The organism is Microbacterium pasadenense, assembly GCF_047246565.1.
In the GTDB taxonomy this organism is placed as follows: domain Bacteria; phylum Actinomycetota; class Actinomycetes; order Actinomycetales; family Microbacteriaceae; genus Microbacterium.
On the sequence record NZ_JBFOKN010000001.1, the window covers coordinates 1,111,406 to 1,132,606 of the forward strand.

The window sequence follows — 21,201 nt, forward strand, 5'->3', positions numbered from 1 at the left end:
GTGGCATGGCTGTTTGCGCTGCCGTTCCTCGCGATCTTCGCGGTCTTCATGCTGGGACCGCTGCTCGGATCGTTCGCGATGTCGTTCACCGATCTCGGTGTGCGGGATCTGCGCTCGCCGTTCTCGGTGAACGTGATCGGCTTCGAGAACTTCGTGGTCCTGTTCCAGGACGAGCTGTTCGTGAAGTCGATCGTCAACACGTTCTACTTCGTCGGGGTCGGCATTCCGCTGACGATGGCGCTGGGCCTGCTGCTGGCGGTCGCGCTGAACGCGGGGATCGACCGGTTCCGGGCCGTGTTCCGGGTCGGGTACTACACGCCGGTCGTGACGTCGATCGTCGCGGTGGCGGTCGTGTGGCGGTTCATCCTGCAGGACTCCGGCCTCGCGAACACGGTGCTCGCGTGGTTCGGCGTCGACGGTCCGGACTGGCTGAACGACCCGTTCTGGGCGATGCCGTCGATCATCGCGATGGGCGCGTGGCGCAACATGGGCACGCTGATGATCATCTTCCTCGCGGGGCTGCAGGCGATCCCGCGGGACGTGTACGAGGCGGCGGAGGTCGACGGCGCGAGCGCGTGGCGTCGGTTCACGAGCATGACGCTGCCGCTGATGCGACCGACGCTGCTGCTCGGCGCGGTCCTGCTGTCGGTGGGGTTCCTGCAGGTGTTCGAGGAGCCGTTCGTGATGACGCAGGGCGGGCCGCTGAACTCGACCCTGACGATCAGCTACTACGTCTACAACCAGTTCGGCTACGGCGACTACTCCCTGGCATCCGCTGCCGCGTACGTGCTGTTCGCGTTCATCGCGGCGCTGTCGGCGGTGCAGTTCCGGCTGCTGCGTTCGAAGGACAACTGATATGGCTCTGACGACCGTGACCGAACCCGACGCCTCGGCGCTGACGGATGCCGCGCCGCGGCGCCGCCGGCGGCCGGTGAGCTGGTCACGGGGGGCGACCTATCTCGCGCTGACGATCGGACTGATCGTGACGCTGATGCCGTTCCTCTGGATGCTCCTCGGCAGCTTCAAGACGCAGGGCGAGCTGCTCCAGCGGCCGATCACGTGGTGGCCGGAGCAGGCGACGCTCGACAACTACTCGCGATGGCTGACGCAGCTCGACTACGGCCAGTTCTTCGTCAACTCGGTGGTCGTGGCGCTCGTGGTGGTCGTCGGGAACATCGTGTTCTGCTCGATGGTGGCGTATGCGCTGGCGAAGCTGGAGTTCCCGGGGAAGAAGGTGCTGTTCAGCCTCGTGCTGCTGACGCTGATGGTGCCGGGGGTGGTGACGCTGGTGCCGATGTTCGTCCTGGTGGCGAACATGGGGCTCGTGAACACGTATCCCGCGCTGATCCTGCCGTTCCTGGCGGGCCCGCTCGGCGTCTTCCTGATGCGGCAGTTCATCATGGGCGTGCCGGATGCGCTGATCGAGGCGGCTCGGATCGACGGGGCGGGGGAGTGGCGCATCTTCCTGCGCGTCGTGCTGCCGCAGTGCGGTCCGCCGATCGCGACGCTGGCGATCCTGACCTTCCTCGGATCGTGGAACAACTTCCTGTGGCCGCTGGTCGTGGCGCAGACGGAGCAGATGTACACGCTGCCCGTCGCCCTGTCGCTGTACTCGGTCGGGTCGAACGGCACGTACTACGGGCTGCTGATGGCCGGGTCGGTGCTGGTCGTGACGCCGATCCTGGTGCTCTTCCTGTTCCTGCAGCGGTACTTCGTGCAGGGCATCACGATGACGGGGCTGAAGTGAGACGGCGGGGCGGGTGACATCACGGCATCCGCCCCGCCGCCGGCTGTTCAGCGGATCTCGAACTCCACCGCCGAGAGCGCGTCGTCCCGTGAGGACGAGCCGATGAGCAGCTCGAAGGTTCCGGGCTCGACGATGCGCTGACCTGCGGCGTCCACGATGGTGCAATCCGCTGCGGACATCGAGATCTCCACCGCTGTGGACTCGCCGGGAGCAAGGTCGACATGGCGGTATGCCTTCAGTTCCTTGTCCGCCCAGCTCACGGAGGTCACCCGATCGCGCACGTAGACCTGGACGATCTCGTGCGCGGGCCGGGGCCCCGTGTTGTGCAGGGTCACGGACGCGCGGACCGTGCCGTCTGCGGCGACGACCGGCGTCGACACCGTGACGTCGCCGTACGAGACGGTCGAGAACGACAGCCCTTCACCGAACGCGAAGGCGGGGCTCTGCGTCAGGTCTGCATACCGGTCGCCATGCTGGCCCCGGATCTGGTTGTAATAGGTCGGCTGTTGCCCGGCGTGCCGCGCGAACGAAATCGGCAGGCGGCCGGTCGGCTCGATGGCGCCGATGAGCAGCTCCGCGATCGCACGACCGCCCTGCATGCCGGGATTGGCCACCCAGACGACCGACGCATCACGGACCGCATCGGGCAGGATGAGCGGCTTCGACGCCATCAGCACGATCACGAGCGGTGTCCCGGTCGTCGCGAGCGCCTCGAGTAGCGCCCGTTGCCCGCCGATGAGCTCGAGGGTTGCAGTCGAGCGGCCCTCGCCGACCAGTTCGATGCGGTCGCCGACGACGGCGACCACGACATCCGACCGCTCCGCCAGCGCCACAGCGTCGGCGATCAGCGCGGCATCCGGCTCCTGCGGCAGGACGATCGGCGGGCGGGGCTGCCCGTCCGGGAAGAGACCGGCCGGGTCGTCGGTGAGGTGGAGGATTCCGGCGCCGACGGCATGCGCGATGGTCCACTCCGCCGGTGCGTGCGCATTGAGTCCGTCGAGCACGGTGGTGATCTGGTCGCGCGGGTGGCCGTTCGGCATCCAGTCGACCTGCCCGGATGAGCCGGCCCAGTCGCCGAGCTGCGTCTGCGCATCGTCCGCGAGCGGACCGACGACCGCGACGCGCCGGGTGGACGGCGCCAGGGGCAGCGTCCCGTCGTTGCGGAGCAGGACGAGCGAGCGTCGTGCCACCTCGAGGTTCAGCTCGGTGTGCTCCGGCGACGCGATGACCGAGGAGATGCGTTCGGCGTCGGGCAGTTGGGGATCCTCGAACAGGCCGAACCGGAACTTCAGCGACAGGACGCGCGAGACCGCCCGGTCGATGTCCGACTCCGCCAGCAGGCCCGCCGACACGGCGTCGAGCGCACCCTGGAAGAAGCCAGGGGTGGTCATCACCATGTCGTTGCCCGCCTTGACGGCTGCCGCCGCAGCGTGCGCGTAGTCGGGCTGAACTTTCTGCTCCCACACCATGCGCCCGATGTTGTCCCAGTCGGTGATGAGCGTGCCGGTGTAGCCCCACTCGCCGCGGAGGACGTCGCTGAGCAACCAGTCGTTGACGGTGATCGGTACGCCGTCGGTGGTCTGGTATCCGAGCATGAACGTGCGGCATCCCTCGCGCGCGACGCGCTCGAACGGGGGAAGGAACCAGGAGCGGAGCTTGCGGCGCGAGATGTCGGCTTCGCTCGCGTCCCGTCCGCCCTGGGTCTCGGAGTAGCCGGCGAAGTGCTTCGCGGTGGCGAGGATCGCGTTGGGGTCGTCCAGCCCGCGGCCCTGGTATCCCCGCACCATCGCCGAGGCAAGCTCGCCGATGAGGAACGGGTCCTCGCCGAAGGTCTCTCCCACGCGGCCCCAGCGGAGGTCGCGGGCGATGCACAGCACCGGTGAGAAGGTCCAGTGGATGCCGGTGGCGGCGACTTCCGCAGCCGTCGCGCGGGCGACGTGCTCGGCCAACTCCGCATCCCAGGTCGCTGCCAGGCCGAGCTGGGTCGGGAAGATCGTCGCGCCCTCCCAGAACGAGTGACCGTGGATGCAGTCCTCGGCGACGAGGAGCGGGATCCTCAGCCGGGTCTGCGCGGTGAGTGCTGCGGCGTGCAGCACCTTCGCCGGGGATGCGTGCAGGATCGAACCGGCATGCCGCCGCAGGACGATGTCGTCGAGATCCTCCCGCGCGTCGGACTGCATCATCTGTCCGACCTTCTCGGGCAGCGTCATGCGGCCAAGCAGGTCGGCGACGCGCTCGTCGACCGACCGGGCGGGATCGAGATAGGGGGCGGTCGACAGGTCGACGACGGTCATGCGGTGCTCTCCTCGGAGGTCGCGGGCGTACGGACGGCGGTGACGGCGTCGTTGACGTCGAGCCCCTTCTTCTTCATGGCGCGGGCGCGCTCGCCGGCGGAGCGCAGGCGCGGGTTGACGTACTCGTCGATGCCGAAGTTGATGAGCGACAGCGCGACGCCGATGGCGGCGATGCAGAGCCCCGGAGGCAGATACCACCACCACTGGTTCTGGCGGAACGCGCCCTGCGCGCTCGCCCAGTTGAGGATGGTGCCCCAGTTGTACGTGTCCACCGGAATCACGCCGATGTACGACAGGGTCGTGAGCCCGAGGATGGCGGCGGTCACGGTGCCGACGAAGCTTGCGGCGATCAGGGCCATCAGGTTCGGCAGCATCTCGACGGCGATGATCCGGCTGAGCGGCTCGCCGTTCGCCCTCGCCGCCTGGATGAAGTCGCGGTTACGGAGCGACATGGTCTGGGCGCGCAGCACGCGCGCGCCCCACGCCCACCCCGTGAGGCCGAGAACGGCGGCGATCAGCACGAGCGGGGCGTCCTCGACCATCGAGGCGACGATGATGATGAGGGGGAGCCCCGGGATGACCAGGAACACGTTCGTGAGGGCGGACAGGCTCTCGCTGCGCCAGCCTCGCAGGTAGCCCGAGACGACGCCCACGACGATCGCGATGATCGTGGCGATGATCGCCGCGAGGAACCCGACGACGATGACTCCACGGGTGCCGTGGATCACCTGGCTGAGGACGTCCTCGCCGATGTGGGTCGTGCCGAGCCAGTGGGCCGCGGAGGGCGGCTGGAATCGTGCGGTGTTGTCGACCTTCGTCGGCGAGTACGGCGCGAGGACATCGGCGAAGATCGCGACGAGGACGAAGAAGCCGAGGATGGCCAGGCCGGTTATCGACTTTGCATTCCGGAACATCGCGAAGGCGGAACCCAGCCTGGACCGGAGCGTCACGGGTGTCGGGTCGGTGGGGCGGGCCATGCGGATGGTGGCTGTGGCGGTCATGTCAGGCCTCCGTCTGGCGTGTGCGGGGGTCGAGGAACGCGTAGGCCACGTCGGCCAGGATGTTGGCGACGAGGACCGACAGAGTGATCACGAGGAAGACGCCCTGCATGAGCGCGTAGTCCTTCGCGTTCGTGGCATCCAGCAGCAGCTTGCCGACGCCCGGATAGCTGAAGACCATCTCCATCACGATCGTGCCGCCGACGATGAACCCGATCGACAGGGCGAAGCTCTGGATCTGCGGGAGGACGGCGTTCCGGGCGGCGTAACGCCAGAGCACCCGCGAATTGGGCATGCCCTTCGCCTGCGCGACCGTCACGTAGTCCTCGTCGAGCACGGTCAGCATCATGTTGCGCATGCCGAGCATCCAGCCGCCGAGCGAGGCGATGATGATGGTCACGGCCGGCAGCGTGCCGTGGTGGACCACCTGGCCGATGAACTCGGCGGAGAACTCGGGGGACATGCCGACGCCGTAGGCCTTGCCGATCGGGAACCACCCGAGGTTCACCGAGAACAGCGCGATCGCGAGGAGGCCGAGCCAGAAGTAGGGGATCGTGCTCAGGAACGTCGTGAGCGGGATCAGCGCATCGGCGCGGCTGCCGCGGCGCCAGCCGACGATCGCCCCGCCGATGGTCCCGATGAGGAACGAGACGATCGTCGCGAATCCGACCAAGCCGATCGTCCACGGCAGCGCCTGCGCGATCACCTCGGTCACCGGCCGAAGGCCGTGCAGGAGCGAGACGCCGAGGTCTCCGCGCAGCAGCAATCCCCAGTAATCGAGGTACTGCTGGAACAGAGAGCGGTCGGTGTCGATGCCCAGCAGGACGCGGAGGGCGTCCGCGGCCTCGGGGCTGACGTTGCGATTGCGGGCGAGGTACTGGTCGACCGCGTCGCCCTTCATGAACCGAGGCAGGAAGAAGTTGATCGTGATCGCCGCCCACAGAGTGAACAGGTAGAACGCGGCTCGTCCGCCGAGGAAGCGCCACGGTACGCGTGAGCGGCCCCTGACGGCGGTCGTCGCGGTCGTGCCGGCGTCGAGGGCGTCCACCGGCAGCGAGGGTTCGACGGCGGTCATCGTGCGCCTCCTGAGATGCCGGGCGCCGAGGCGAAGTGTCGCTCCGGATCGGGGGATGCCGCCCGAAGTTCCTGCGTGTAGGGGTTACGCGGGCGGAGGATGACGTCATCCGCTGTTCCGCTCTCGACGATGCGGCCCTGGTTGAGGACCAGGATCTCGTCGCTGAAGTGCCGGGCGGTCGCCAGATCATGGGTGATGTAGAGCACCCCGAGGCCCTCCTCGCGCTGCAGGTCGGCGAGCAGGTTGAGTACGCCCATTCGGATGGAGACGTCGAGCATCGAAACCGGTTCGTCGGCGACCAGCAGGCGTGGGCGCGAGGCGAGCGCTCGGGCGATGGCGACCCGCTGTCGTTGCCCGCCAGAAAGTTCGTGCGGGCGGCGATCGACGATGGCCTCGGGCTCCAGCCGCACGCGCTCCAGCAGCCGACGCACCTCAGCGTCGACCTCGCCCTTCGGGACGACGCCATCGAGGCGCAGGGGGCGTTCGAGGTGGTGGCGGATGGAGTGGTAGGGGTTGAGAGAGGCGAACGGGTCCTGGAAGACCATCCGGAGCTGCTGCCGGTACGTGCGCAGCGCTCGGCCTCGGCGGGGGATGGGCATGCCGTCGAGGCGCACCGCGCCGCTGGTGGGCGTCTCGAGCTGCGTCAGGATCTTCGCGATCGTCGACTTGCCGCTGCCGGACTGTCCGACCAGACCGATCGTCCGGCCCGAGGTGAGGGTGAAGGTGACGTTGTCGAGGGCTTTCATCTGGCCGGCGCCGCGGACGTTGTAGATCTTGGTGACGCCTTCGAACTCGAGTGTGGTCATCGCGCGACCACCCCCCTTTCGCCGGTGAGGCGCGGGAAGGACGAGAGGAGCGTCCGGGTGTACTCGTTCTGGGGAGCGCTCCAGATGCGCTCTGCCGTGTCGAGTTCGACGATCTCGCCCTCGCGCATGATGGCGATCCGGTCGCTGATCTCGAGCAGCAGCGGGAGGTCGTGGGTGATGAAGATCACCGAGAATCCGAACTCGTGACGCAGCTGCGAGATCTGCTTGAGGATCTCGCGCTGGACGAGGACGTCGAGCGCGGTCGTGGGCTCGTCCATGATCATGAGCTGTGGACGCAGGGCCAGCGCCATCGCGATCATGACGCGCTGGCGCATGCCACCGGACAGCTCGTGCGGGAACGAGCGGATGCGCGAGGCGCCGACCTTGACGATCTCGAGAAGCTCGACGACAGCCTCCCGTCGCTCGGGGCGCGTCATCGAGGGTCGGTGGATCTCGAAGACGTCCTCGAGCTGCGACCCGATGGTCGCGACCGGGTTGAGGGCGTTCATCGCCCCCTGGAAGACCATGGAGATCTTGTCCCAGCGGAACCGTCGCATCTGGTCGACGTCGAGGGAATTGATGTCGATGTTCTCGCCCGAGGCGTCGCGGAAGACGACGGATCCGCTCGAGATCACGGCGGGGGCCTTCAACAAGCGCTGAACGCCGTAGGCGAGGGTGGTCTTGCCGCAGCCGCTTTCGCCGGCGAGGCCGAGGATCTCGCCGCGGCGGAGCTCGAGACTGACGTTCTTGACGGCTGCGACGGGGGGGTCGACGTCGTACACGACGGAGAAGTCATGCACGGAGAGCAGCGAATCGCGCATAGGAGGATCTCGCTTTCTGGGCGCGCGGGGTACTCGGGCAGGACGAGGCGGGGCGGATGCCGCGTGGCATCCGCCCCGCCGGGGGGACTACTCGGCGGGCTCGAGCTGTGTGAGGACCTGGACGATGCCCGGCTGTGTCGGGTCGGCGGACGCGTACTGGTCGTCCTCCGAGGGCCAGCCCACATAGTTGCGCGTGTTGAACTCGCCGAGCAGAGGGTGCGCACCGAGCGGGATGGCGGGCACCTGCTCGGCGAACGCGGTCTGGAGCACGGCGCTGGCGGCCTGACGGTCCTCGTCGGATGCTGCGTTGGCGTAGGTGTTCAGGGCGTCGGTGACCTTCGGGTCGTCGAAGCGACCGAAGTTGAACGCCGCCTTGTCGTCGACGATCCACTTGGGGTCCATCGTCGAGGTGTACAGACCGTAGGCGTTGCCGGTGTCTTCGAGCCAGTGGATGATCGCCTGGAACGTGCCCTCCTGGCGAGCGGCGTCCCACCCACCCCAGTCGGGCTGGTCGACCTTGACCTCGATGCCGAGGGCTTCGTCGAGTTCCTCGGCGAGCAGCGCCTGCTCGGTGTTCCAGTCGCTCCAGCCTGCGGGGACAGAGATGGAGAACGACACCGCCTCGCCGTCGGGGTCGATGAGCGTGTCGCTCTCCCACGTGTAGCCGGCATCGGTGAGCACCTGCCTGGCCTTGTCGACGTCGACGGAGTAATCCACGCCCTTGTACTCGTCGATCACTTCGCCCTCGAGCAGCTCGCCGAGGCCCGTGACGTTCCAGACCGGCTCGCTCGCACCTTCGCGGGCGATGTCGACGTACGCCTGACGGTCGATCGTCCAGGCGAGCGCCTCGCGCAGGGCGGGGTCGTTGAACGGCTTGGTCTGCAGGTTCATGAACAGCGTGCCGGCACCCGCGGTGGGAGAGACGAGGAACTGGTTGTGCTCGTCGGCTGACAGGTAGCTGGACTCGATCTGCGGAATGAAGGCCTGTGCCCAGTCCGCTTCGCCGGAGACGAGGGCGGTGGTGAGCGCGGCGTTGTCGCCGTAGGAGACGTAGTTCAGTGCAGGGACGGACAGCTCGCCGCCCCAGTAGTCGGGGTTCGCGGTGAGGGTCACAGACTCGGTCGACCAGTTGTCCAGGACGTACGGTCCGGTGCCGACGGCGAGGCCGTCGTCGGTGAGCGGGTCGGTGTTCGGGTCGGCGATGTTCTCCCAGATGTGCTTCGGGACGATCGGGGTGTGGAGCACGCGGGCCTGGGCGGTGTACTTCGAGTCGGCGAAGGTGATGGTGATGGCGTCCCCGTCGGCGGTGATGTCCTCGATCTTGAGGCCGGCGCTGTCGGTCAGTGCGCCGCTCACGTACTGCTCGAAGGTGAAGACGATGTCGTCAGCGGTGAAATCGGTGCCGTCGCTCCAGGTGACTCCGCTGCGGGGGACGACAGTGAGCTGCGTGTAGTCCTCGTTCCACTCGACGGACTCGGCGAGCCAGGGAGTCGTGCCGAGGTCGCCGGTCGGGTTGACCAGCGCGAGCGGTTCGAACATGACCTTGGCGTAACCGTACTTCGACGCCGACGAGTCGCCGAGGTACGGGTTGTGCGATTCGGTGGTGATGGCGCCATCGGGCTTGGCGATCGTGAGGGCGGCGCCGGGTTCACTGCTGTTGGTGTTGGTGCTCGCCCCGCCGGCCGCGCAGCCGGTGAGGATCAGTGCCGCGGTGAGACCTGCTGCGGCGAGGGAGGTCTTAAGCCTCATTGCTTCTCCTTCGTGAGTGGGTTCCCGGCGCCGCGGAGCTTCCGAAGGGAAGTGGCACTCGGCGCTGAGTGTGATTGCATTGGAGAACTTACAATCAAGTAAGTAAGTGCACAACTCCCCACGCCCGCGGGTCGTGTCGGCGACGTGCGTAAACTCTGATCCGGCATCCCACGAGAGGGGCATCATGGTCGATTCCCGACGCCAGCCGCGTTCGCGCCCCGAGACGCTCGTGCGTCGTCGTGAGATCATCAGTGCCGCTGTGGATATCTTCGGCGCGAAGGGCTTCAGCGGAGGGACGTTGCAGGACATCGCCGACCAGGTCGGCATGACGCATGCCGGCATCCTGCATCACTTCGGGTCGAAGGAGGCGCTGCTGCTCGAAGTGCTGACGCACCGGGATGAAACCGACGTCGCGGGCCTGGAAGGGCAGCACATCCCGGGCGGGATCGAGCTCTTCCGCCATCTGGTGCGCACCGCGTTCGCGAATGCGCGCCGCGCCGGCATCGTGCAGGCGTTCGCGGTGCTGTCGGCCGAGTCGGTGACCGACGGGCATCCCGGTCGCGACTACTTCCAGGAGCGCTACCGGAACCTGCGCGTCGAGGTGACGGCGGCGTTCGAGGCCGTCTGCGCCGAGCGCGGCGTCGTCGATCCGACATCGGTGGCGGATGCTGCGGCCAGCATCCTGGCCGTGATGGACGGCCTGCAGGTGCAGTGGCTTCTCGATCCGACGGCCGTCGATCTCGGGCGGGCGTCCGAGTTCGCCATCGAGGCGATCATGGGCGCGGTACTGCAGCCCCGGGCATCGGTGATCGGCGAATCGGCGTGATCGGGACCTGATCGTCGCGCCCCGACCTGCGGGGATGCGCGGGTGCGGCGGCGCGGCTGCGTGCGGCGCGGCTGGGCGTGGTGTTGTCTCTGCGTGCGGGGGCGCTGAGCCGGCGGACGGTCCGCGCGCGGTGGCGGTGTGCCAGCGTCCGGGTCAGAAGGGTGGGGTGTCGGTGCGGTCGGTGGTGTCGGGTCCGGTGGCAGGTGTGAAGGCGACGGCGGGGGTGGGTGCGTCTTCGCGGTAGGTCCTGCCGGCGGGTGAGGTCCATTCCAGGACGCCACCCTGGAGTTGTCGGACCCGCCAGGCGGTGAACTGCTTCATGGAATGGTGCCGTTGACACAGGTGGGCGAGGTTTCGGAGTTCGGTTCTGCCGCCGAGGGCGTGGTCGTGGGTGTGGTCGATCTCGCAGCGGATCGCGGGCACCCGGCAGCCGGGGAACCGGCAGTGCTGGTCCCTCGCCTGCAGGTACCGGCGCATCGGCAGCGGAACCCGGTACGAGTCGACGGCGACGGTGGTGCCGGTGACCGGGTCGGTGAACATCCGTTCCCAGATCCCCACCGATCCGGCGAGCGTGCGGGCGGTTGCCGCGTCGATGGGTGATCGTCCCATCAGGTCCACGGGTGCCTGACCGGTGCCGTCGAGGCAGGAGGCGGGCAGCACGATCTGGACGCGGGCGCGGATCGCGCCGAGTGGACCCGCGCTGGTGTCGATCGTGTCGTCGAGGGCGGGTGTGCCGGCGAGCAGCAGGTCGGCGAACACGTCGGCGCGGACCTGGTCGATCGGACGCGTGTCCGTTGCCACCACGTCCACGGCGTCCGTCGTGCCGTCGCCGAGTGCACTGCCTGTCGCACCGTCACCGTTCCTGAAAGCGCCGGTTCCTACCCGTTCGGTCGCGCGGCGGTCGGCAGCTGTCGCTGCTCGTTCGGTGCGGGTGTCGATGATCGCGCGGGCCTGCTGGGTGAGCCGGTCGTGGATGCCCTCCGCGATCACCGTGGGGAGTGTCGCGATCAGGTCCGACATCCCGTCCCGTCCGGGCATCAACCTCACACACCGCTTGGCGGCGGCTTCTTCGTGCCGTTCCGTGAAAGAGCGGGGGTGCAGCCGTTGCGCGAGGATCTCGAGCTCCGCGCGCACCCGGTTCGGGGTGTCCTGTTCGCAGCGGCTGATCGCGGCGGCTTCGAATTCGGGTCGCAGCTCGACCGGCACGACACCCCCGGTGTCCACGATGACCAGCACGTGACCGCGGGTGATCCGCCCCGCTTCCCACGCACCCAGCGCGGCCGGGTAGCCTTCCACGATGGTGCGGGCCTCGTCGATCCGGCGCTGCACGGTCCGGTCGGTGGTGCGCATGACCCCGCCGACCTCCGCCGCGATCGACCGGAGCGCCATGTCGTGCACTCGCACCCGAGACCCACTGCCGACCGCCTGCTCCTCCGCGAGCTGACCCGCCCGGGCGAGGACCCGCAGCTCGCGGATCTGAGCCGCCGCGATGTCACGATTCACAGCCTCGACGTCCGCGACGATCCCCGCGAGCGACGCGACATACGCGTCACGCGGGACCTGCTCGGACGGGGTGTTCATACCCTCATTCTGGTGAGGGCCTCCGACATCGAACCGGCCGATCCGACAGTTATCCACAGGCCTGCAGATGAGAGATCTCGCATCCAGTGACGGAGGTGATGATCGCCCGATCACTCACTAGCCTGTCGGCTGTGACGACATACGAATCGGCCTCCCTGTGGGCGCAGTGGGTCGGGTCCGGCGCGGCGGTCGCGGCGGTCCTGGTCGCCATCGTGTTCGGCTACCTCACCCTGCTCAACAACCGCCGGGCGAAGGACGCACAGCAGCGCGCGTCGCTCGCCGCGGCCTCGCATCGCGCCGGCCCGCACGCCCTTCCAGGCATCCGGGATGCCGCCGGCGCGAACTTCTCGGTGCGTCATCACGCGGGGGACACCTGGCTCCTCACGAACGACGGTCCAGGGATCGCCTACGCGGTCGAGATCCGCGGCTTCACCGACCTCGACGAACGACGGCTGCGCGACGTCCCCACGGCGCCGTTCACAGTGCGCGCGGGCGAGGCGAGCGGGTTCACGCTCGTCTCGCGCTACACGCTCGCCGGCCCAGCGAACATCGTCGTGACCTACCGCCTGGACCCGGACGGCGCACCGACCACGATCGTCCTGCCGGTGCCCGCGCCCTGACCACGGCCCGGCGCGACCCCGCCGCCGCCGTCACGCGGGCAGGTGCCCGCGTCCCGGGAAATGGGCGATGTCGAGCGGCCCCGCCTCCGTGCGGAGGATGATCTCGGCGGGGTAGAGCGACCGGGAGCCCAGGCGCACCGTCTGCGTCACGATCAGAACCGGCGACGACGGCCGGACCTTCAGCAGCTTCGCGCGCACGACGCCCAACGTGCCGGCGGCCACTTCCGAGCGGCTCGCCCGAACACCGGACCCGGCGCGGCCGCCAGCTCGCGCTCGGGCGGCGCCTCCGGAGCGGGGGGCCGTGTCGACGTGAGGATGCCGCTTCGTCGCTCCTTACTCGCGCCGTCAGCGATCGTCAACCTGGTCGCCAGACGGCGGCACGGTTGAGAGCTTGGCATCGTCCCCAGAGCGGATCCGGAGCAGACCATGACTTCACACAGATCGCCGTCCGAGCCGTCCACGGCTGAGCTGATCTCTCAGCTCGCGAACCAGACATCGAGACTGGTGCGAGACGAGATGCGCCTGGCTCAGGCCGAGCTCGCCGCGAAAGCCAAGCAGGGCGGGATGGGCGTCGGCTTCCTCGGCGCGGGAGGCATCCTGGCGCTGTTCGGACTGGGGTCGCTGATCGCGACCGGCATCCTCGCGCTGTCGCTCGTCGTCCCGGCGTGGGTGGCGGCCCTTATCGTGACCCTGGTCCTCTTCATCGCGGCCGGCGTCGCGGCGCTGGCGGGGAAGAAGAAGGTGTCCGATCTCTCGCCGGCGCCCGATCGGACCATCGACAACGTGAAGCAGGACATCAACACGGTGAAGGAGCGCAGCCATCATGACAACCCCTGACTCGCAGCGTGCGGGGGTGCCGACGACGGCATCCGTCGCCGCATCCGTCCCCGAACCCGAGAAGGGCGCGTCGATCCAGGAGATCGAAGCCGACATCGAGCGCACCCGGAACGAATTGGGCGCCACCGTCGAGAACCTCGCCGAGAGGCTCGACGTGAAAGCCCGGGCGAAGCATCAGGTCGACAAGGTCAAGACCGATGTGGCCGCCCGTGTCGATGACGCGCGAGACCAGGCGGTGACGTACGCGCACCAGGCGAAGGACGCCCTCACCGACCCGTCGGGGAAGCCCAACCGGACGGGCTGGATCACGGTCGGCGTCGCGGCCGCCGTGATCGGGCTCGTCCTGTTCGGTGTCGTCCGTCGCGGTCGAGCCTGACTCCGCCCACCCGTCCACCTCTGCGAAAGGCATCTCATGGCGAAGAAGAAGGCGTCTGCGGGAAAGAAGTCGAGCACGTCGGCGAAGCTCCTGTACCGACCGATCGGCCTGGTCAGCGGCATGGTGAGCGGTGCGCTCGCCGGGGTCGTGTTCAAACAGATCTGGAAGCGCGCGAGTCCCGGGCACCGCGAGGACAGTCCGAAGGCGCTCGAGTCGGAGTTCGGGCTCGGCCAGGTCCTCATCGCGGCCGCGCTGCAGGGGGCGCTGTTCGCCCTGGTCAAGGCCCTGGTCGACCGCGGCGGAGCACGCGCCTTCGAGCGTGCGACAGGGGAGTGGCCGGGCGACTGAATCGTCCGCCCGCTCATCGCGGGACCCACGGGCGCGGTCCGGCTGGACCGTCCGCCGGGGGCGCGGCGAAGCTACCCCTTCCGCGCCGCGCCACCGCGGCCGGCGTCCGAGACGCTGCGGTCGGGCGTTCCCACGTCGGCCAGGCTCGACGCGTCGCCGATGTCGCTCTTCGGGATGACGCTCAGTGTTCCATTGCTCTCGAGCACGACGGCCGCCACCGAGGAGACGTCCCCCTGCCCGCTCGACCTGATGGCCTGCAGGATCGCGGCGGAGGTGATGCGGTGACGCCGGGCTGCGGCGTGATCGATGACGCCATCGCGGAGGAGGAAGGTCGCGGACGCGGTCGCCGCCCGCCGGAAGCGACGAGAGACCGTGATGGCGGCCGCGACGATGACCTGCAGGGCGAGCAGCAGGATGATCGCCGTCAGGCCCTCGGTGAACGAGACGTCCGCCGTGAGGAGGACGGTGGCGAGGACGGATCCGATCGCCACCGTGACCACGAGGTCGAAGGCGTTCAGCTGTGCGAGGGTGCGTTTGCCGGCCAGCCGGATCATGATCACGAGGGAGACGTACGACGCCCCTCCGACCAGCACCACGCGGACCACATCAGACCAAGTGTCGAACCACATGCCGGCAGGCTACGAGGCCCGTGCGCGGCGCAGGACCGGGTTGCCCCGGCGGGCACGACGCGTTAGGCGGGGCCGAGTAGGCAAGCTGCTCCTCGGTCGGGCACGTACTTGGCTCGCTAGCCAGCGTCAGCGGACTCGTGCGAGCTCGGTGGATCCGCCGCGCCCCGCCCGCGGCTGGTCGCGAGCTCCCGTGCAGCCAGGTTCGGCCGGTAGCCCAACTCGTCGACGATCGCCTGCACCCGAAGGCGGGTCGAATCGGCAACCGTGCTCGCGCCATTGACCACGTTCGAGACCGTCTTGATCGAGACCCCCGCACGTCCGGCGACGTCGATCAGCCTGGGCGTCCTGGTGCCGCACTCGGCCGCCGGGATCGTGTCGGCTGACCGTCCTTCGGCGTCGTTCCGGCGGCGCATCTTGATGTAGTTGCCGCAGCCGGCCATCGAGCACCACCGGCCGGATGCGTTGCGGGAGGAGTCCCAGTACGCCCATCGGCAGGAATCCCGTGAGCATGCCTTCAGTCTGTTCCAGCCACCGTCGGTTCGAGCGGTGGCGAGTGCTTCGAGGATGACGATCAGCGGCGTCACCGGTTCGCTGCTCGCGTGGGCGGATATCCGAGGGGTCCCGTCGGCGGTGAAATTCAGCCGCAGCGGGATGGACGTCAACGCGTGGTTCAGGTCGTCGATCGACGTCGGGAGGGCGGCGTGGCCGGCATGCGTCAGAAAGACCTCGCGCAGGCCCTCTCTGATTCGACGAGCTAGTGCAAGGTCATCGGCCGTGACGGACGACGGATGCCGATCGGTGTGCCGGCGCAGCCAGTCCGATAGATCAGCCGGCGTCACCCATGCGTCCTCGTCCTCTTGCCACTCCACGCTGTTCACGAAGTCACGCAGGAGCACGGCGGACCCGGATGGCTGGATCGTCGGTCGTGTCATGACACCAATCAAAGTACTTCGGAGGTGTCATGACAAGGCGCCGCGGCGGCGACGCGGCTGAGCAATGCGGTCCGGCGGCGCCATCCGGTATGAGGCGGGCCCGCCGCCCAGCGTGCGCCGGTCAGCGGACGGCGCCGACGTCCAGGGTGAAGCCCTGCGAGCGGAGCCGCGACGCCAACGACTGGCCCATCGCGACCATCGGCGTCAGCACGCCGGCGTGCTCGGGAAGGTCGTCGAACGCGAGGCTGAGCGCTGACTCGCCGAGCATGACGCCGGTGCCTCCGTAGCCGGGGTCGAAGGGCGCGGCCACCCGCGTGCGGACGGGCGGACCGTCGACGGGATAGACGTCGACGTCGAGCGCGAAGCGACCGCGCTCGATCGCGTCCGAGCTCGGTCCGCTCCCCGGAGCGGGAAGTACTCGGTCGAGCAGTGCACGCGTCGGCGGGAACGACAGCCCGGCGACGAGGGCCGCGGTCCCCGCGGCGATTCCCGCGGCACGCGCGAAGCCGGCGGGCCCGCGGCCGGTGGCGACGACCTCGCGGTACTGCATGAGCTGCCCGTAGCTCCATCCGGTCAGGTAATTGCTGCGCTGGACGATCTGCTGGTTGTAGGCACCCATCACGAACGGTGCCTGCCAGGCACCACGCTCCTTGCCCCAACGGGTGGCATGGTGCCCGGGGAGGCGGACAGACGGTCCGGGCGTCAGCGCATAGGGGTCGCCGACGAGTCGGCGGGCCGCGGCATCCGTTCTCGCTTCTTGCATCTGCTGACGCAGGGAGTCGATGGTGCCGCCACTGACGCCTCCGCGCAGAGACCCGATCCGCAGGGTCGCGGCGACGATCGGCACCCCGCCGGCGGCTGCGTGTGCGAGGCCCAGCCCCAGGTCGGAGGGGATCGAGTCGAAGCCGCACGAGTGGACGATCCGAGCACCGCTGTCGGCTGCGGCGTCGTGGTTGCGTTCGACGCTGCGCGCGACGAAGACGCTCTCACCGGCCAGGTCGGCGTAGGAAGTGCCGGCGCGGGCGCACGCGGCGGCGACGCCCATGCCGTGGCGCAGGTAGGGGCCGACGGTCGTCGCGACCACCGTGGTGGATGCCGCGAGTCGGGCGACGGCGGCTTCGTCGCCGGTATCGACCTCGAGGATCGGCCAGTCGACGCCGAGGTCTCGATTGACGTCCTGCAACCGGGAGCGGGATCGTCCCGCGATCGCGATCCGCGCGCCGTCCGGTGCCGACTCCGCCAGATGCCGGGCCGTGAATCGACCCACGAACCCCGACGCTCCGAGCAGGACGATGTCATAGTCGCGGTTGTTGTCGCTCATGTCACGCGAGGGTACGCGGTCGTCGTCTGGAGCGCTCCGGCCGACGGCGGGGGCTGACAGGTTTCCGGCCCCGCAATCCGGGCTCACAAGGGGCCGAGCGAAGGGTGCGGCTGCGACAGGCCGTCGCGAATGAGAACAACAGTCCACGCGCAAAGTCGGTGTGACTCGTCGTGCGAGCTTCGATGAGGTCGGCTGATCGGCTCAAACCGGTTCGGTGGTCCGGATCAGACCGCAATTCACGCAGGACCATGCGACGAGGAATCGTTCGTCGTCGAGAATCTCGAAGGCGAGAGGGTCGCCGCACGTCGGACACGTTCGCGGGTCCGTTGCGCGCGCCTTCATCCCGTCAGCCTACGGAGGTGGCGTCGACGCTGGTCGAGCCGACCGCTACCTGACACGGATCAGGGCTCTGGATGCCGACGGTGGTCCTCGAGATCGGGCTCGGCGCGCAGCACGTCGGCGATCTCCTCCTCCGGCCGGGGCGCGACAGTCGCGTCATCTTCGAGTTCAGGAACGCTCGGCTCATCGGCGGCCGGGATGTGGTGGTCAGGAGTGTTCTCGTGGGACACGGCGGATCCTTCGGTCGGTATCACCGACAGCGTATGCCGATCTCTCTCCCAGGCACCGCTCGACAGCGGCACGTACTCGCCTCACGGAGTCAGCTCTCTCGGAGTACTGCCTCGAGCGCTTCGAGGCCGCCGCGGGTCGGTGCGACGCCGGCGAGCCCACGGTGCAGGGCGACGAGCGACTTCCGGTCGACTTCTCCGGTGCGCGCCCGGTCGCAGTGCACGGATTGGATCGCCGCCTCCAGTTGGAAGCGACCGAGGGGCGCGTCGAGTGACGCGGCTCGGCGGAGAAGGGCCTCCCCTTCGGCGATCAGCGCGGTGTCCCACAGGGTGATGTCCTGCGCGTCGATCCCCGGCCAGGGGCTGCCGACGCGGGCGGGGGCGCGTGATTGCGCGAGCGTGAGCAGTGCGGCGAGCCCCCACGCCTCGGCATCAGGCCGACCCTCTCTCGAGCAGCGTCGCCAACAGGACGGCGAGCCACCGCGCCTCGTCGGCGAGCGAGTCGCGGTACGCGTCGCCCTGGTCGAGCCACTCGATCGTGTATGCGCCGTAGATCGCCTCGAGCACGGCGCGGAGCCGGCCGGGCATCTCGCCGCGCGTCGGGATCCGGAACGCGATGCCGGCGTCGCGAATGCGCCGCTTGGCGCGAACGAGTCGCTGCGCCATCGCGTCGGCTCCGACGTCGAAGGCGGCTCCGATCCGGGCTGCGTCGAACCCGAACACGGCTTGCAGCATGAGCGGGGTGCGAATGCCCGCATCGATCGCGGGATGCGCGCACACGAACAGCAGCTCGAGCCGCCGATCCGGGATGCTGTCTGCGCGGGTGACCCACGCGTCGACATCGCGTTCGTCCACGGCATCCACCCCCTCTTGGAGTGCAACTGAGGTCCTGCGGGCGGCGGCGCCGAGCAGGTCGCGCAGGCGGTTGCGCGCCACAGCGAGGAGCGACCCCTCGGGATTGTCGGGAATCCCATCGACCGGCCACCGTGTGAGACCTCGCTCGAGCGCGTCCGCGAGGGCGTCCTCGGCGAGTGCGATGTCGCGTGTGCCCGCGGACAGGAGCGCGACGAGCCGGCCGTACGACCTGCGTACGACCTGCTCGATCGCTCGGTCCGTGTCGGGCATCAGTGATGGTCGTACGACGTCCAGTGGCCGTCTACGACCCAGGTCGCGACGGGACGGATCTCGACGTGGCCGTAGGCCGCGGGCGGCGCCTGCTGAGCCCAATGGATCGCGGCGTCGAGGTCGGCGACATCGATGTCGAAGACGCCGCCCAGCTTCTCGTGCGTGTCTGCGAAGGGCCCGTCCTGGACCACGAGCTCGCCGCCGGTGAGGGTGAGGGTGGTCGTGGCTGAAACCGGCCGCAGCACACCGGCTCCGACCAGCACGCCCGCCGCGTCGAGCGCTGTGACGTAGGCGTCGAAAGCCCGCATGCCCTCGGAGAGGGCCTCGGGTCCGAGCTGCTCGGCAGTCATCTCGGGATAGTGGAGGAGAAGTGAGTAGCGCATGTTCGTATCCTTCTGTTCGTGGTGAATCGACACCAGGATGACGAACGAGCGGTCGCCCGATCGACACGCGGCAGTAAGGCGCGCAAGACGAAGCGCCCGCCCCGCGCCGAGCGTGACGGCGCGCGTCGGATCCCGGCCGCGCGCTCATTCCACCTGAGCGCCCGCCAGCGGTCGGTCAGCCGAGGACGTCTCGGCGGGCGAGCCCGATGGAGGCGACCGCGATCAGCACCCCCGATCCGCCCCACAGGAGGGCGAGCCCGGTCCAGTCCATCCCGGTGGCGAGGGGTGCCTCACCGAATGCCCAATCGAAGGGTGAGAGCACCCGGAGCCAGTCGAGGTCGTCACTGTTGTTCGCGATCGCCTGCAGCACATACCCGCCCACGGCGACCGCCGATCCGGCCCCGATTCCCCAGATGCGGCGTCCGGTGAGTGCTCCGCCGGCGAGCGCGGCGGTGCCGGCGAGCAGCGCCACGCCGACGAGCGCCTTGGTCACGGCGAGCAGGTTCACTGGGACCAACTCGAGCTCTGCGGGTCCGTTCACCGCCCCCACCACCAGCAGGGCGACCAGTCCGAGCGTGAGCAGCTTCACCACCAGTGCGGCGGCGCTTTCGAGCGCGAACTGCACCCGTCCGACGCCGTGCGCCAAGGTCAGCTCCAAGCGCCCCGACTCCTCCGCCCCGGCGATGAAGGACGTGCCCCAGCCGATCGCGGCGATCGTCATCAGCACGAATCCGATGAGACCGAAGAACGTCGCTTGGGCGTAACCCGCTCCGGAAGTGATGTTCTCGTACCCGAGCGTGCGGACGAGCTCCTGGGGCAGTGTCTCGATCAGCCCCGACAGCTCGGGTGACTGCATCGTCGGGAACAGAGGCAGGTAGACGAGCGCCACAGCGGTCAGTCCGACCCCCCAGCCGATCAGACCACGCCACCCCTCGGTGAGCCAACCTCGGAAGACAGGCAAGGCCGCGCGCATCGTGCGGCCGGTTGAGGTAGCGACGACAGTCATGACGGCGCCTCCGTCCGGGCATACAGATCGAGCACCGACTCCTCCAGATCCGGTTCCTCAACGGTGAGGTCTCGGATCGTGGCTGTCGCGAAGGCGCGGATGACGGGATCGATATCCCCGCGGGCGGTCGCCGACACTCGCACGAGGTCGCCTGGCGCGGCCGTGACGTCGACGTCTTCGAGGCCGGGCAGCGCCTCCAGCTGGGACCGCACCGCATCGGCTGTCGTTGCGGCGAGCGTGGCACGGATGCGGCGGACGCCGGCGAGCCGAAGCGCCGCCACCGCGCCCTCCGCGACGACCCGGCCGCCCGCGAGGACGACGACATCGTCGGCTGCCTGCTGGATCTCGCTGAGCACATGTGAGCTCAGCAGCACGGTCTGACCGGCATGGCGTGCTTCGCGCAGCATCACGAGGAACTCGCGCTGCACCAGCGGGTCGAGGCCGCTCGTAGGCTCGTCGAGCACCAGTAGTTCCGGCTCATGCATGAAGGCCTGCACGAGGCCGAGCTTCTGCCTGTTCCCCTTCGAGAGCATGCGCACGGGACGTGTGAGGTCCAGGTCCAGTCGTGCGGCCAGATGCTCGACTGATCCGGACCGGACCGGGCCGCTGATCTCAGCGAGGTGCTTCAGCAGAGCGCCCCCTTTGATGCGGCCTTCCAGGCGGAGCTCCCCGGGGACGTAGCCGATCCGGCGGCGCAGGCTCGCTCCCGCAGCTTGCGGATTCTCGCCCAGTACCGTGATCTCGCCGGCAGTCGGGCGGATGATGTCCAACAGCAGGCGCAGGGTGGTCGTCTTGCCCGCCCCATTGGGGCCGATGAGCCCGAACACGCTGCCCCGCTCGACCCGCAGGTCGAGTCCGTCCAGCGCGGTGTGCGACCCGTAGCGCTTCGCGAGCGCACGGGTCTGGATCGCCAATGTCATGGCGTGGTTCCTTCCGAATCAGGTTGCGGGATCGGATGGCATGATCGCCATCGGAGGATCCGGATCCTGATTCGGGTCGCCGTCGCCCTTGTCGCTGCGCGGCCCCATTCCGCGGCCGCACGCTTCATCCGTCGCGCGGCGGAGCAAGGCGTCGCGATCTGTGCCGCGACCGAGCAGCTCGACTCCCGCGGCCACGCACCCTGCATCAGCGCCCCAGACGGGCGCTGGTGCGAGGTTGGCC

24 protein-coding genes are annotated in these 21,201 nt (G+C 68.9%); 7 read left to right on the plus strand and 17 right to left on the minus strand.

What is annotated here, in order from left to right; translation table 11 throughout:
• Positions 1 to 855, plus strand: coding sequence for a carbohydrate ABC transporter permease (locus AB3M83_RS05300; RefSeq protein WP_412945691.1), 855 nt, complete (start codon positions 1 to 3; stop codon positions 853 to 855).
• A 1-nt stretch (position 856) separates the two neighbouring features.
• Positions 857 to 1,747 (plus strand): carbohydrate ABC transporter permease, encoded by an 891-nt coding sequence (locus AB3M83_RS05305; protein ID WP_412945692.1) that lies wholly within the window; start codon positions 857 to 859, stop codon positions 1,745 to 1,747.
• Positions 1,748 to 1,794: 47 nt separating this feature from the next.
• On the opposite strand, the gene AB3M83_RS05310 is transcribed toward AB3M83_RS05305, so the two are convergent.
• From AB3M83_RS05310 to AB3M83_RS05335, 6 genes are all read right to left on the minus strand, one after another.
• Complete coding sequence (locus tag AB3M83_RS05310; protein ID WP_412945693.1) at positions 1,795 to 4,041, minus strand: exo-beta-d-1,3/1,6-glucosidase; 2,247 nt, start codon at positions 4,039 to 4,041, stop codon at positions 1,795 to 1,797.
• Positions 4,038 to 5,042: an ABC transporter permease gene (locus AB3M83_RS05315; RefSeq protein ID WP_412945694.1), complete on the minus strand. Its 1,005-nt coding sequence runs from the start codon at positions 5,040 to 5,042 to the stop codon at positions 4,038 to 4,040. The genes AB3M83_RS05310 and AB3M83_RS05315 overlap by 4 nt, the downstream gene beginning before the upstream one ends.
• A 1-nt stretch (position 5,043) precedes the next feature.
• Positions 5,044 to 6,114, minus strand: coding sequence for an ABC transporter permease (locus tag AB3M83_RS05320; RefSeq protein ID WP_412945695.1), 1,071 nt, complete (start codon positions 6,112 to 6,114; stop codon positions 5,044 to 5,046).
• On the minus strand, positions 6,111 to 6,920 hold the full coding sequence (locus AB3M83_RS05325) for an ABC transporter ATP-binding protein (RefSeq protein ID WP_412945696.1): 810 nt from the start codon (positions 6,918 to 6,920) through the stop codon (positions 6,111 to 6,113). Before AB3M83_RS05325 ends, AB3M83_RS05320 begins: the two co-directional genes overlap by 4 nt.
• Positions 6,917 to 7,741, minus strand: a complete 825-nt coding sequence (locus AB3M83_RS05330) for an ABC transporter ATP-binding protein (protein ID WP_412945698.1) — start codon at positions 7,739 to 7,741, stop codon at positions 6,917 to 6,919. The genes AB3M83_RS05325 and AB3M83_RS05330 overlap by 4 nt, the downstream gene beginning before the upstream one ends.
• Positions 7,742 to 7,828: 87 nt before the next feature.
• Complete coding sequence (locus AB3M83_RS05335) at positions 7,829 to 9,490, minus strand: ABC transporter substrate-binding protein (protein ID WP_412945700.1); 1,662 nt, start codon at positions 9,488 to 9,490, stop codon at positions 7,829 to 7,831.
• Between the two features lie 184 nt (positions 9,491 to 9,674).
• On the opposite strand from AB3M83_RS05335, the gene AB3M83_RS05340 reads away from it, so the two are divergent.
• The gene (locus AB3M83_RS05340) at positions 9,675 to 10,316 is read left to right on the plus strand and encodes a TetR/AcrR family transcriptional regulator (RefSeq protein ID WP_412945701.1); all 642 of its coding nucleotides are present in this window, start codon (positions 9,675 to 9,677) and stop codon (positions 10,314 to 10,316) included.
• Between the two features lie 153 nt (positions 10,317 to 10,469).
• Here the strand turns inward: AB3M83_RS05340 and AB3M83_RS05345 are convergent, their stop codons facing one another.
• Entirely contained in the window at positions 10,470 to 11,897 is a 1,428-nt protein-coding gene (locus tag AB3M83_RS05345) for an HNH endonuclease signature motif containing protein (protein ID WP_412945703.1), read from the minus strand.
• Between the two features lie 131 nt (positions 11,898 to 12,028).
• Here AB3M83_RS05345 and AB3M83_RS05350 point away from each other — a divergent pair, with 131 nt between their 5' ends.
• Positions 12,029 to 12,517, plus strand: coding sequence for a hypothetical protein (locus tag AB3M83_RS05350; protein WP_412945704.1), 489 nt, complete (start codon positions 12,029 to 12,031; stop codon positions 12,515 to 12,517).
• Positions 12,518 to 12,547: 30 nt separating this feature from the next.
• Here the strand turns inward: AB3M83_RS05350 and AB3M83_RS05355 are convergent, their stop codons facing one another.
• Positions 12,548 to 12,739, minus strand: a complete 192-nt coding sequence (locus AB3M83_RS05355; RefSeq protein ID WP_412945705.1) for a hypothetical protein — start codon at positions 12,737 to 12,739, stop codon at positions 12,548 to 12,550.
• Between the two features lie 204 nt (positions 12,740 to 12,943).
• On the opposite strand from AB3M83_RS05355, the gene AB3M83_RS05360 reads away from it, so the two are divergent.
• The 3 genes from AB3M83_RS05360 to AB3M83_RS05370 are packed head-to-tail and all read left to right on the plus strand — an operon-like array spanning position 12,944 to position 14,078.
• Positions 12,944 to 13,354 carry a phage holin family protein gene (locus AB3M83_RS05360; RefSeq protein ID WP_412945706.1) on the plus strand — a complete coding sequence of 137 codons (411 nt, stop codon included), beginning with the start codon at positions 12,944 to 12,946 and terminating at the stop codon, positions 13,352 to 13,354.
• Entirely contained in the window at positions 13,341 to 13,730 is a 390-nt protein-coding gene (locus tag AB3M83_RS05365) for a DUF3618 domain-containing protein (protein ID WP_412945707.1), read from the plus strand. The genes AB3M83_RS05360 and AB3M83_RS05365 overlap by 14 nt, the downstream gene beginning before the upstream one ends.
• A 36-nt stretch (positions 13,731 to 13,766) precedes the next feature.
• Positions 13,767 to 14,078: a DUF4235 domain-containing protein gene (locus AB3M83_RS05370; protein ID WP_412945708.1), complete on the plus strand. Its 312-nt coding sequence runs from the start codon at positions 13,767 to 13,769 to the stop codon at positions 14,076 to 14,078.
• Positions 14,079 to 14,149: 71 nt separating this feature from the next.
• Here AB3M83_RS05370 and AB3M83_RS05375 read toward each other — a convergent pair whose 3' ends face one another.
• From AB3M83_RS05375 to AB3M83_RS05415, 9 genes are all read right to left on the minus strand, one after another.
• On the minus strand, positions 14,150 to 14,707 hold the full coding sequence (locus tag AB3M83_RS05375) for a DUF421 domain-containing protein (RefSeq protein ID WP_412945710.1): 558 nt from the start codon (positions 14,705 to 14,707) through the stop codon (positions 14,150 to 14,152).
• A 116-nt stretch (positions 14,708 to 14,823) separates the two neighbouring features.
• Positions 14,824 to 15,585: a CGNR zinc finger domain-containing protein gene (locus AB3M83_RS05380; RefSeq protein ID WP_412945712.1), complete on the minus strand. Its 762-nt coding sequence runs from the start codon at positions 15,583 to 15,585 to the stop codon at positions 14,824 to 14,826.
• Between the two features lie 175 nt (positions 15,586 to 15,760).
• On the minus strand, positions 15,761 to 16,960 hold the full coding sequence (locus tag AB3M83_RS05385) for a saccharopine dehydrogenase family protein (RefSeq protein ID WP_412945714.1): 1,200 nt from the start codon (positions 16,958 to 16,960) through the stop codon (positions 15,761 to 15,763).
• Between the two features lie 401 nt (positions 16,961 to 17,361).
• Positions 17,362 to 17,529: a hypothetical protein gene (locus AB3M83_RS05390; protein WP_412945716.1), complete on the minus strand. Its 168-nt coding sequence runs from the start codon at positions 17,527 to 17,529 to the stop codon at positions 17,362 to 17,364.
• Positions 17,530 to 17,618: 89 nt separating this feature from the next.
• Positions 17,619 to 17,933 carry a DUF6596 domain-containing protein gene (locus tag AB3M83_RS05395; RefSeq protein ID WP_412945986.1) on the minus strand — a complete coding sequence of 105 codons (315 nt, stop codon included), beginning with the start codon at positions 17,931 to 17,933 and terminating at the stop codon, positions 17,619 to 17,621.
• Between the two features lie 25 nt (positions 17,934 to 17,958).
• Positions 17,959 to 18,651 carry an RNA polymerase sigma factor gene (locus AB3M83_RS05400; RefSeq protein WP_412945991.1) on the minus strand — a complete coding sequence of 231 codons (693 nt, stop codon included), beginning with the start codon at positions 18,649 to 18,651 and terminating at the stop codon, positions 17,959 to 17,961.
• Entirely contained in the window at positions 18,651 to 19,034 is a 384-nt protein-coding gene (locus AB3M83_RS05405) for a YciI family protein (RefSeq protein WP_412945717.1), read from the minus strand. Before AB3M83_RS05405 ends, AB3M83_RS05400 begins: the two co-directional genes overlap by 1 nt.
• Positions 19,035 to 19,209: 175 nt before the next feature.
• On the minus strand, positions 19,210 to 20,040 hold the full coding sequence (locus AB3M83_RS05410) for an ABC transporter permease (RefSeq protein ID WP_412945718.1): 831 nt from the start codon (positions 20,038 to 20,040) through the stop codon (positions 19,210 to 19,212).
• On the minus strand, positions 20,037 to 20,960 hold the full coding sequence (locus tag AB3M83_RS05415) for an ABC transporter ATP-binding protein (protein ID WP_412945719.1): 924 nt from the start codon (positions 20,958 to 20,960) through the stop codon (positions 20,037 to 20,039). The genes AB3M83_RS05410 and AB3M83_RS05415 overlap by 4 nt, the downstream gene beginning before the upstream one ends.
• Positions 20,961 to 21,201: the final 241 nt, after the last annotated feature.

Coding starts and splice junctions, on each gene's coding strand:
- AB3M83_RS05410 (WP_412945718.1), bottom strand. CDS start 20,040: ATGACTGTCGTCGCTACCTCAACCGGCCGCACGATGCGCGCGGCCTTG.
- AB3M83_RS05400 (WP_412945991.1), bottom strand. CDS start 18,651: ATGCCCGACACGGACCGAGCGATCGAGCAGGTCGTACGCAGGTCGTAC.
- AB3M83_RS05345 (WP_412945703.1), bottom strand. CDS start 11,897: ATGAACACCCCGTCCGAGCAGGTCCCGCGTGACGCGTATGTCGCGTCG.
- AB3M83_RS05315 (WP_412945694.1), bottom strand. CDS start 5,042: ATGACCGCCACAGCCACCATCCGCATGGCCCGCCCCACCGACCCGACA.
- AB3M83_RS05385 (WP_412945714.1), bottom strand. CDS start 16,960: ATGAGCGACAACAACCGCGACTATGACATCGTCCTGCTCGGAGCGTCG.
- AB3M83_RS05340 (WP_412945701.1), top strand. CDS start 9,675: ATGGTCGATTCCCGACGCCAGCCGCGTTCGCGCCCCGAGACGCTCGTG.
- AB3M83_RS05305 (WP_412945692.1), top strand. CDS start 857: ATGGCTCTGACGACCGTGACCGAACCCGACGCCTCGGCGCTGACGGAT.
- AB3M83_RS05320 (WP_412945695.1), bottom strand. CDS start 6,114: ATGACCGCCGTCGAACCCTCGCTGCCGGTGGACGCCCTCGACGCCGGC.
- AB3M83_RS05405 (WP_412945717.1), bottom strand. CDS start 19,034: ATGCGCTACTCACTTCTCCTCCACTATCCCGAGATGACTGCCGAGCAG.
- AB3M83_RS05330 (WP_412945698.1), bottom strand. CDS start 7,741: ATGCGCGATTCGCTGCTCTCCGTGCATGACTTCTCCGTCGTGTACGAC.
- AB3M83_RS05370 (WP_412945708.1), top strand. CDS start 13,767: ATGGCGAAGAAGAAGGCGTCTGCGGGAAAGAAGTCGAGCACGTCGGCG.
- AB3M83_RS05360 (WP_412945706.1), top strand. CDS start 12,944: ATGACTTCACACAGATCGCCGTCCGAGCCGTCCACGGCTGAGCTGATC.
- AB3M83_RS05325 (WP_412945696.1), bottom strand. CDS start 6,920: ATGACCACACTCGAGTTCGAAGGCGTCACCAAGATCTACAACGTCCGC.
- AB3M83_RS05310 (WP_412945693.1), bottom strand. CDS start 4,041: ATGACCGTCGTCGACCTGTCGACCGCCCCCTATCTCGATCCCGCCCGG.
- AB3M83_RS05415 (WP_412945719.1), bottom strand. CDS start 20,960: ATGACATTGGCGATCCAGACCCGTGCGCTCGCGAAGCGCTACGGGTCG.
- AB3M83_RS05335 (WP_412945700.1), bottom strand. CDS start 9,490: ATGAGGCTTAAGACCTCCCTCGCCGCAGCAGGTCTCACCGCGGCACTG.
- AB3M83_RS05365 (WP_412945707.1), top strand. CDS start 13,341: ATGACAACCCCTGACTCGCAGCGTGCGGGGGTGCCGACGACGGCATCC.
- AB3M83_RS05375 (WP_412945710.1), bottom strand. CDS start 14,707: ATGTGGTTCGACACTTGGTCTGATGTGGTCCGCGTGGTGCTGGTCGGA.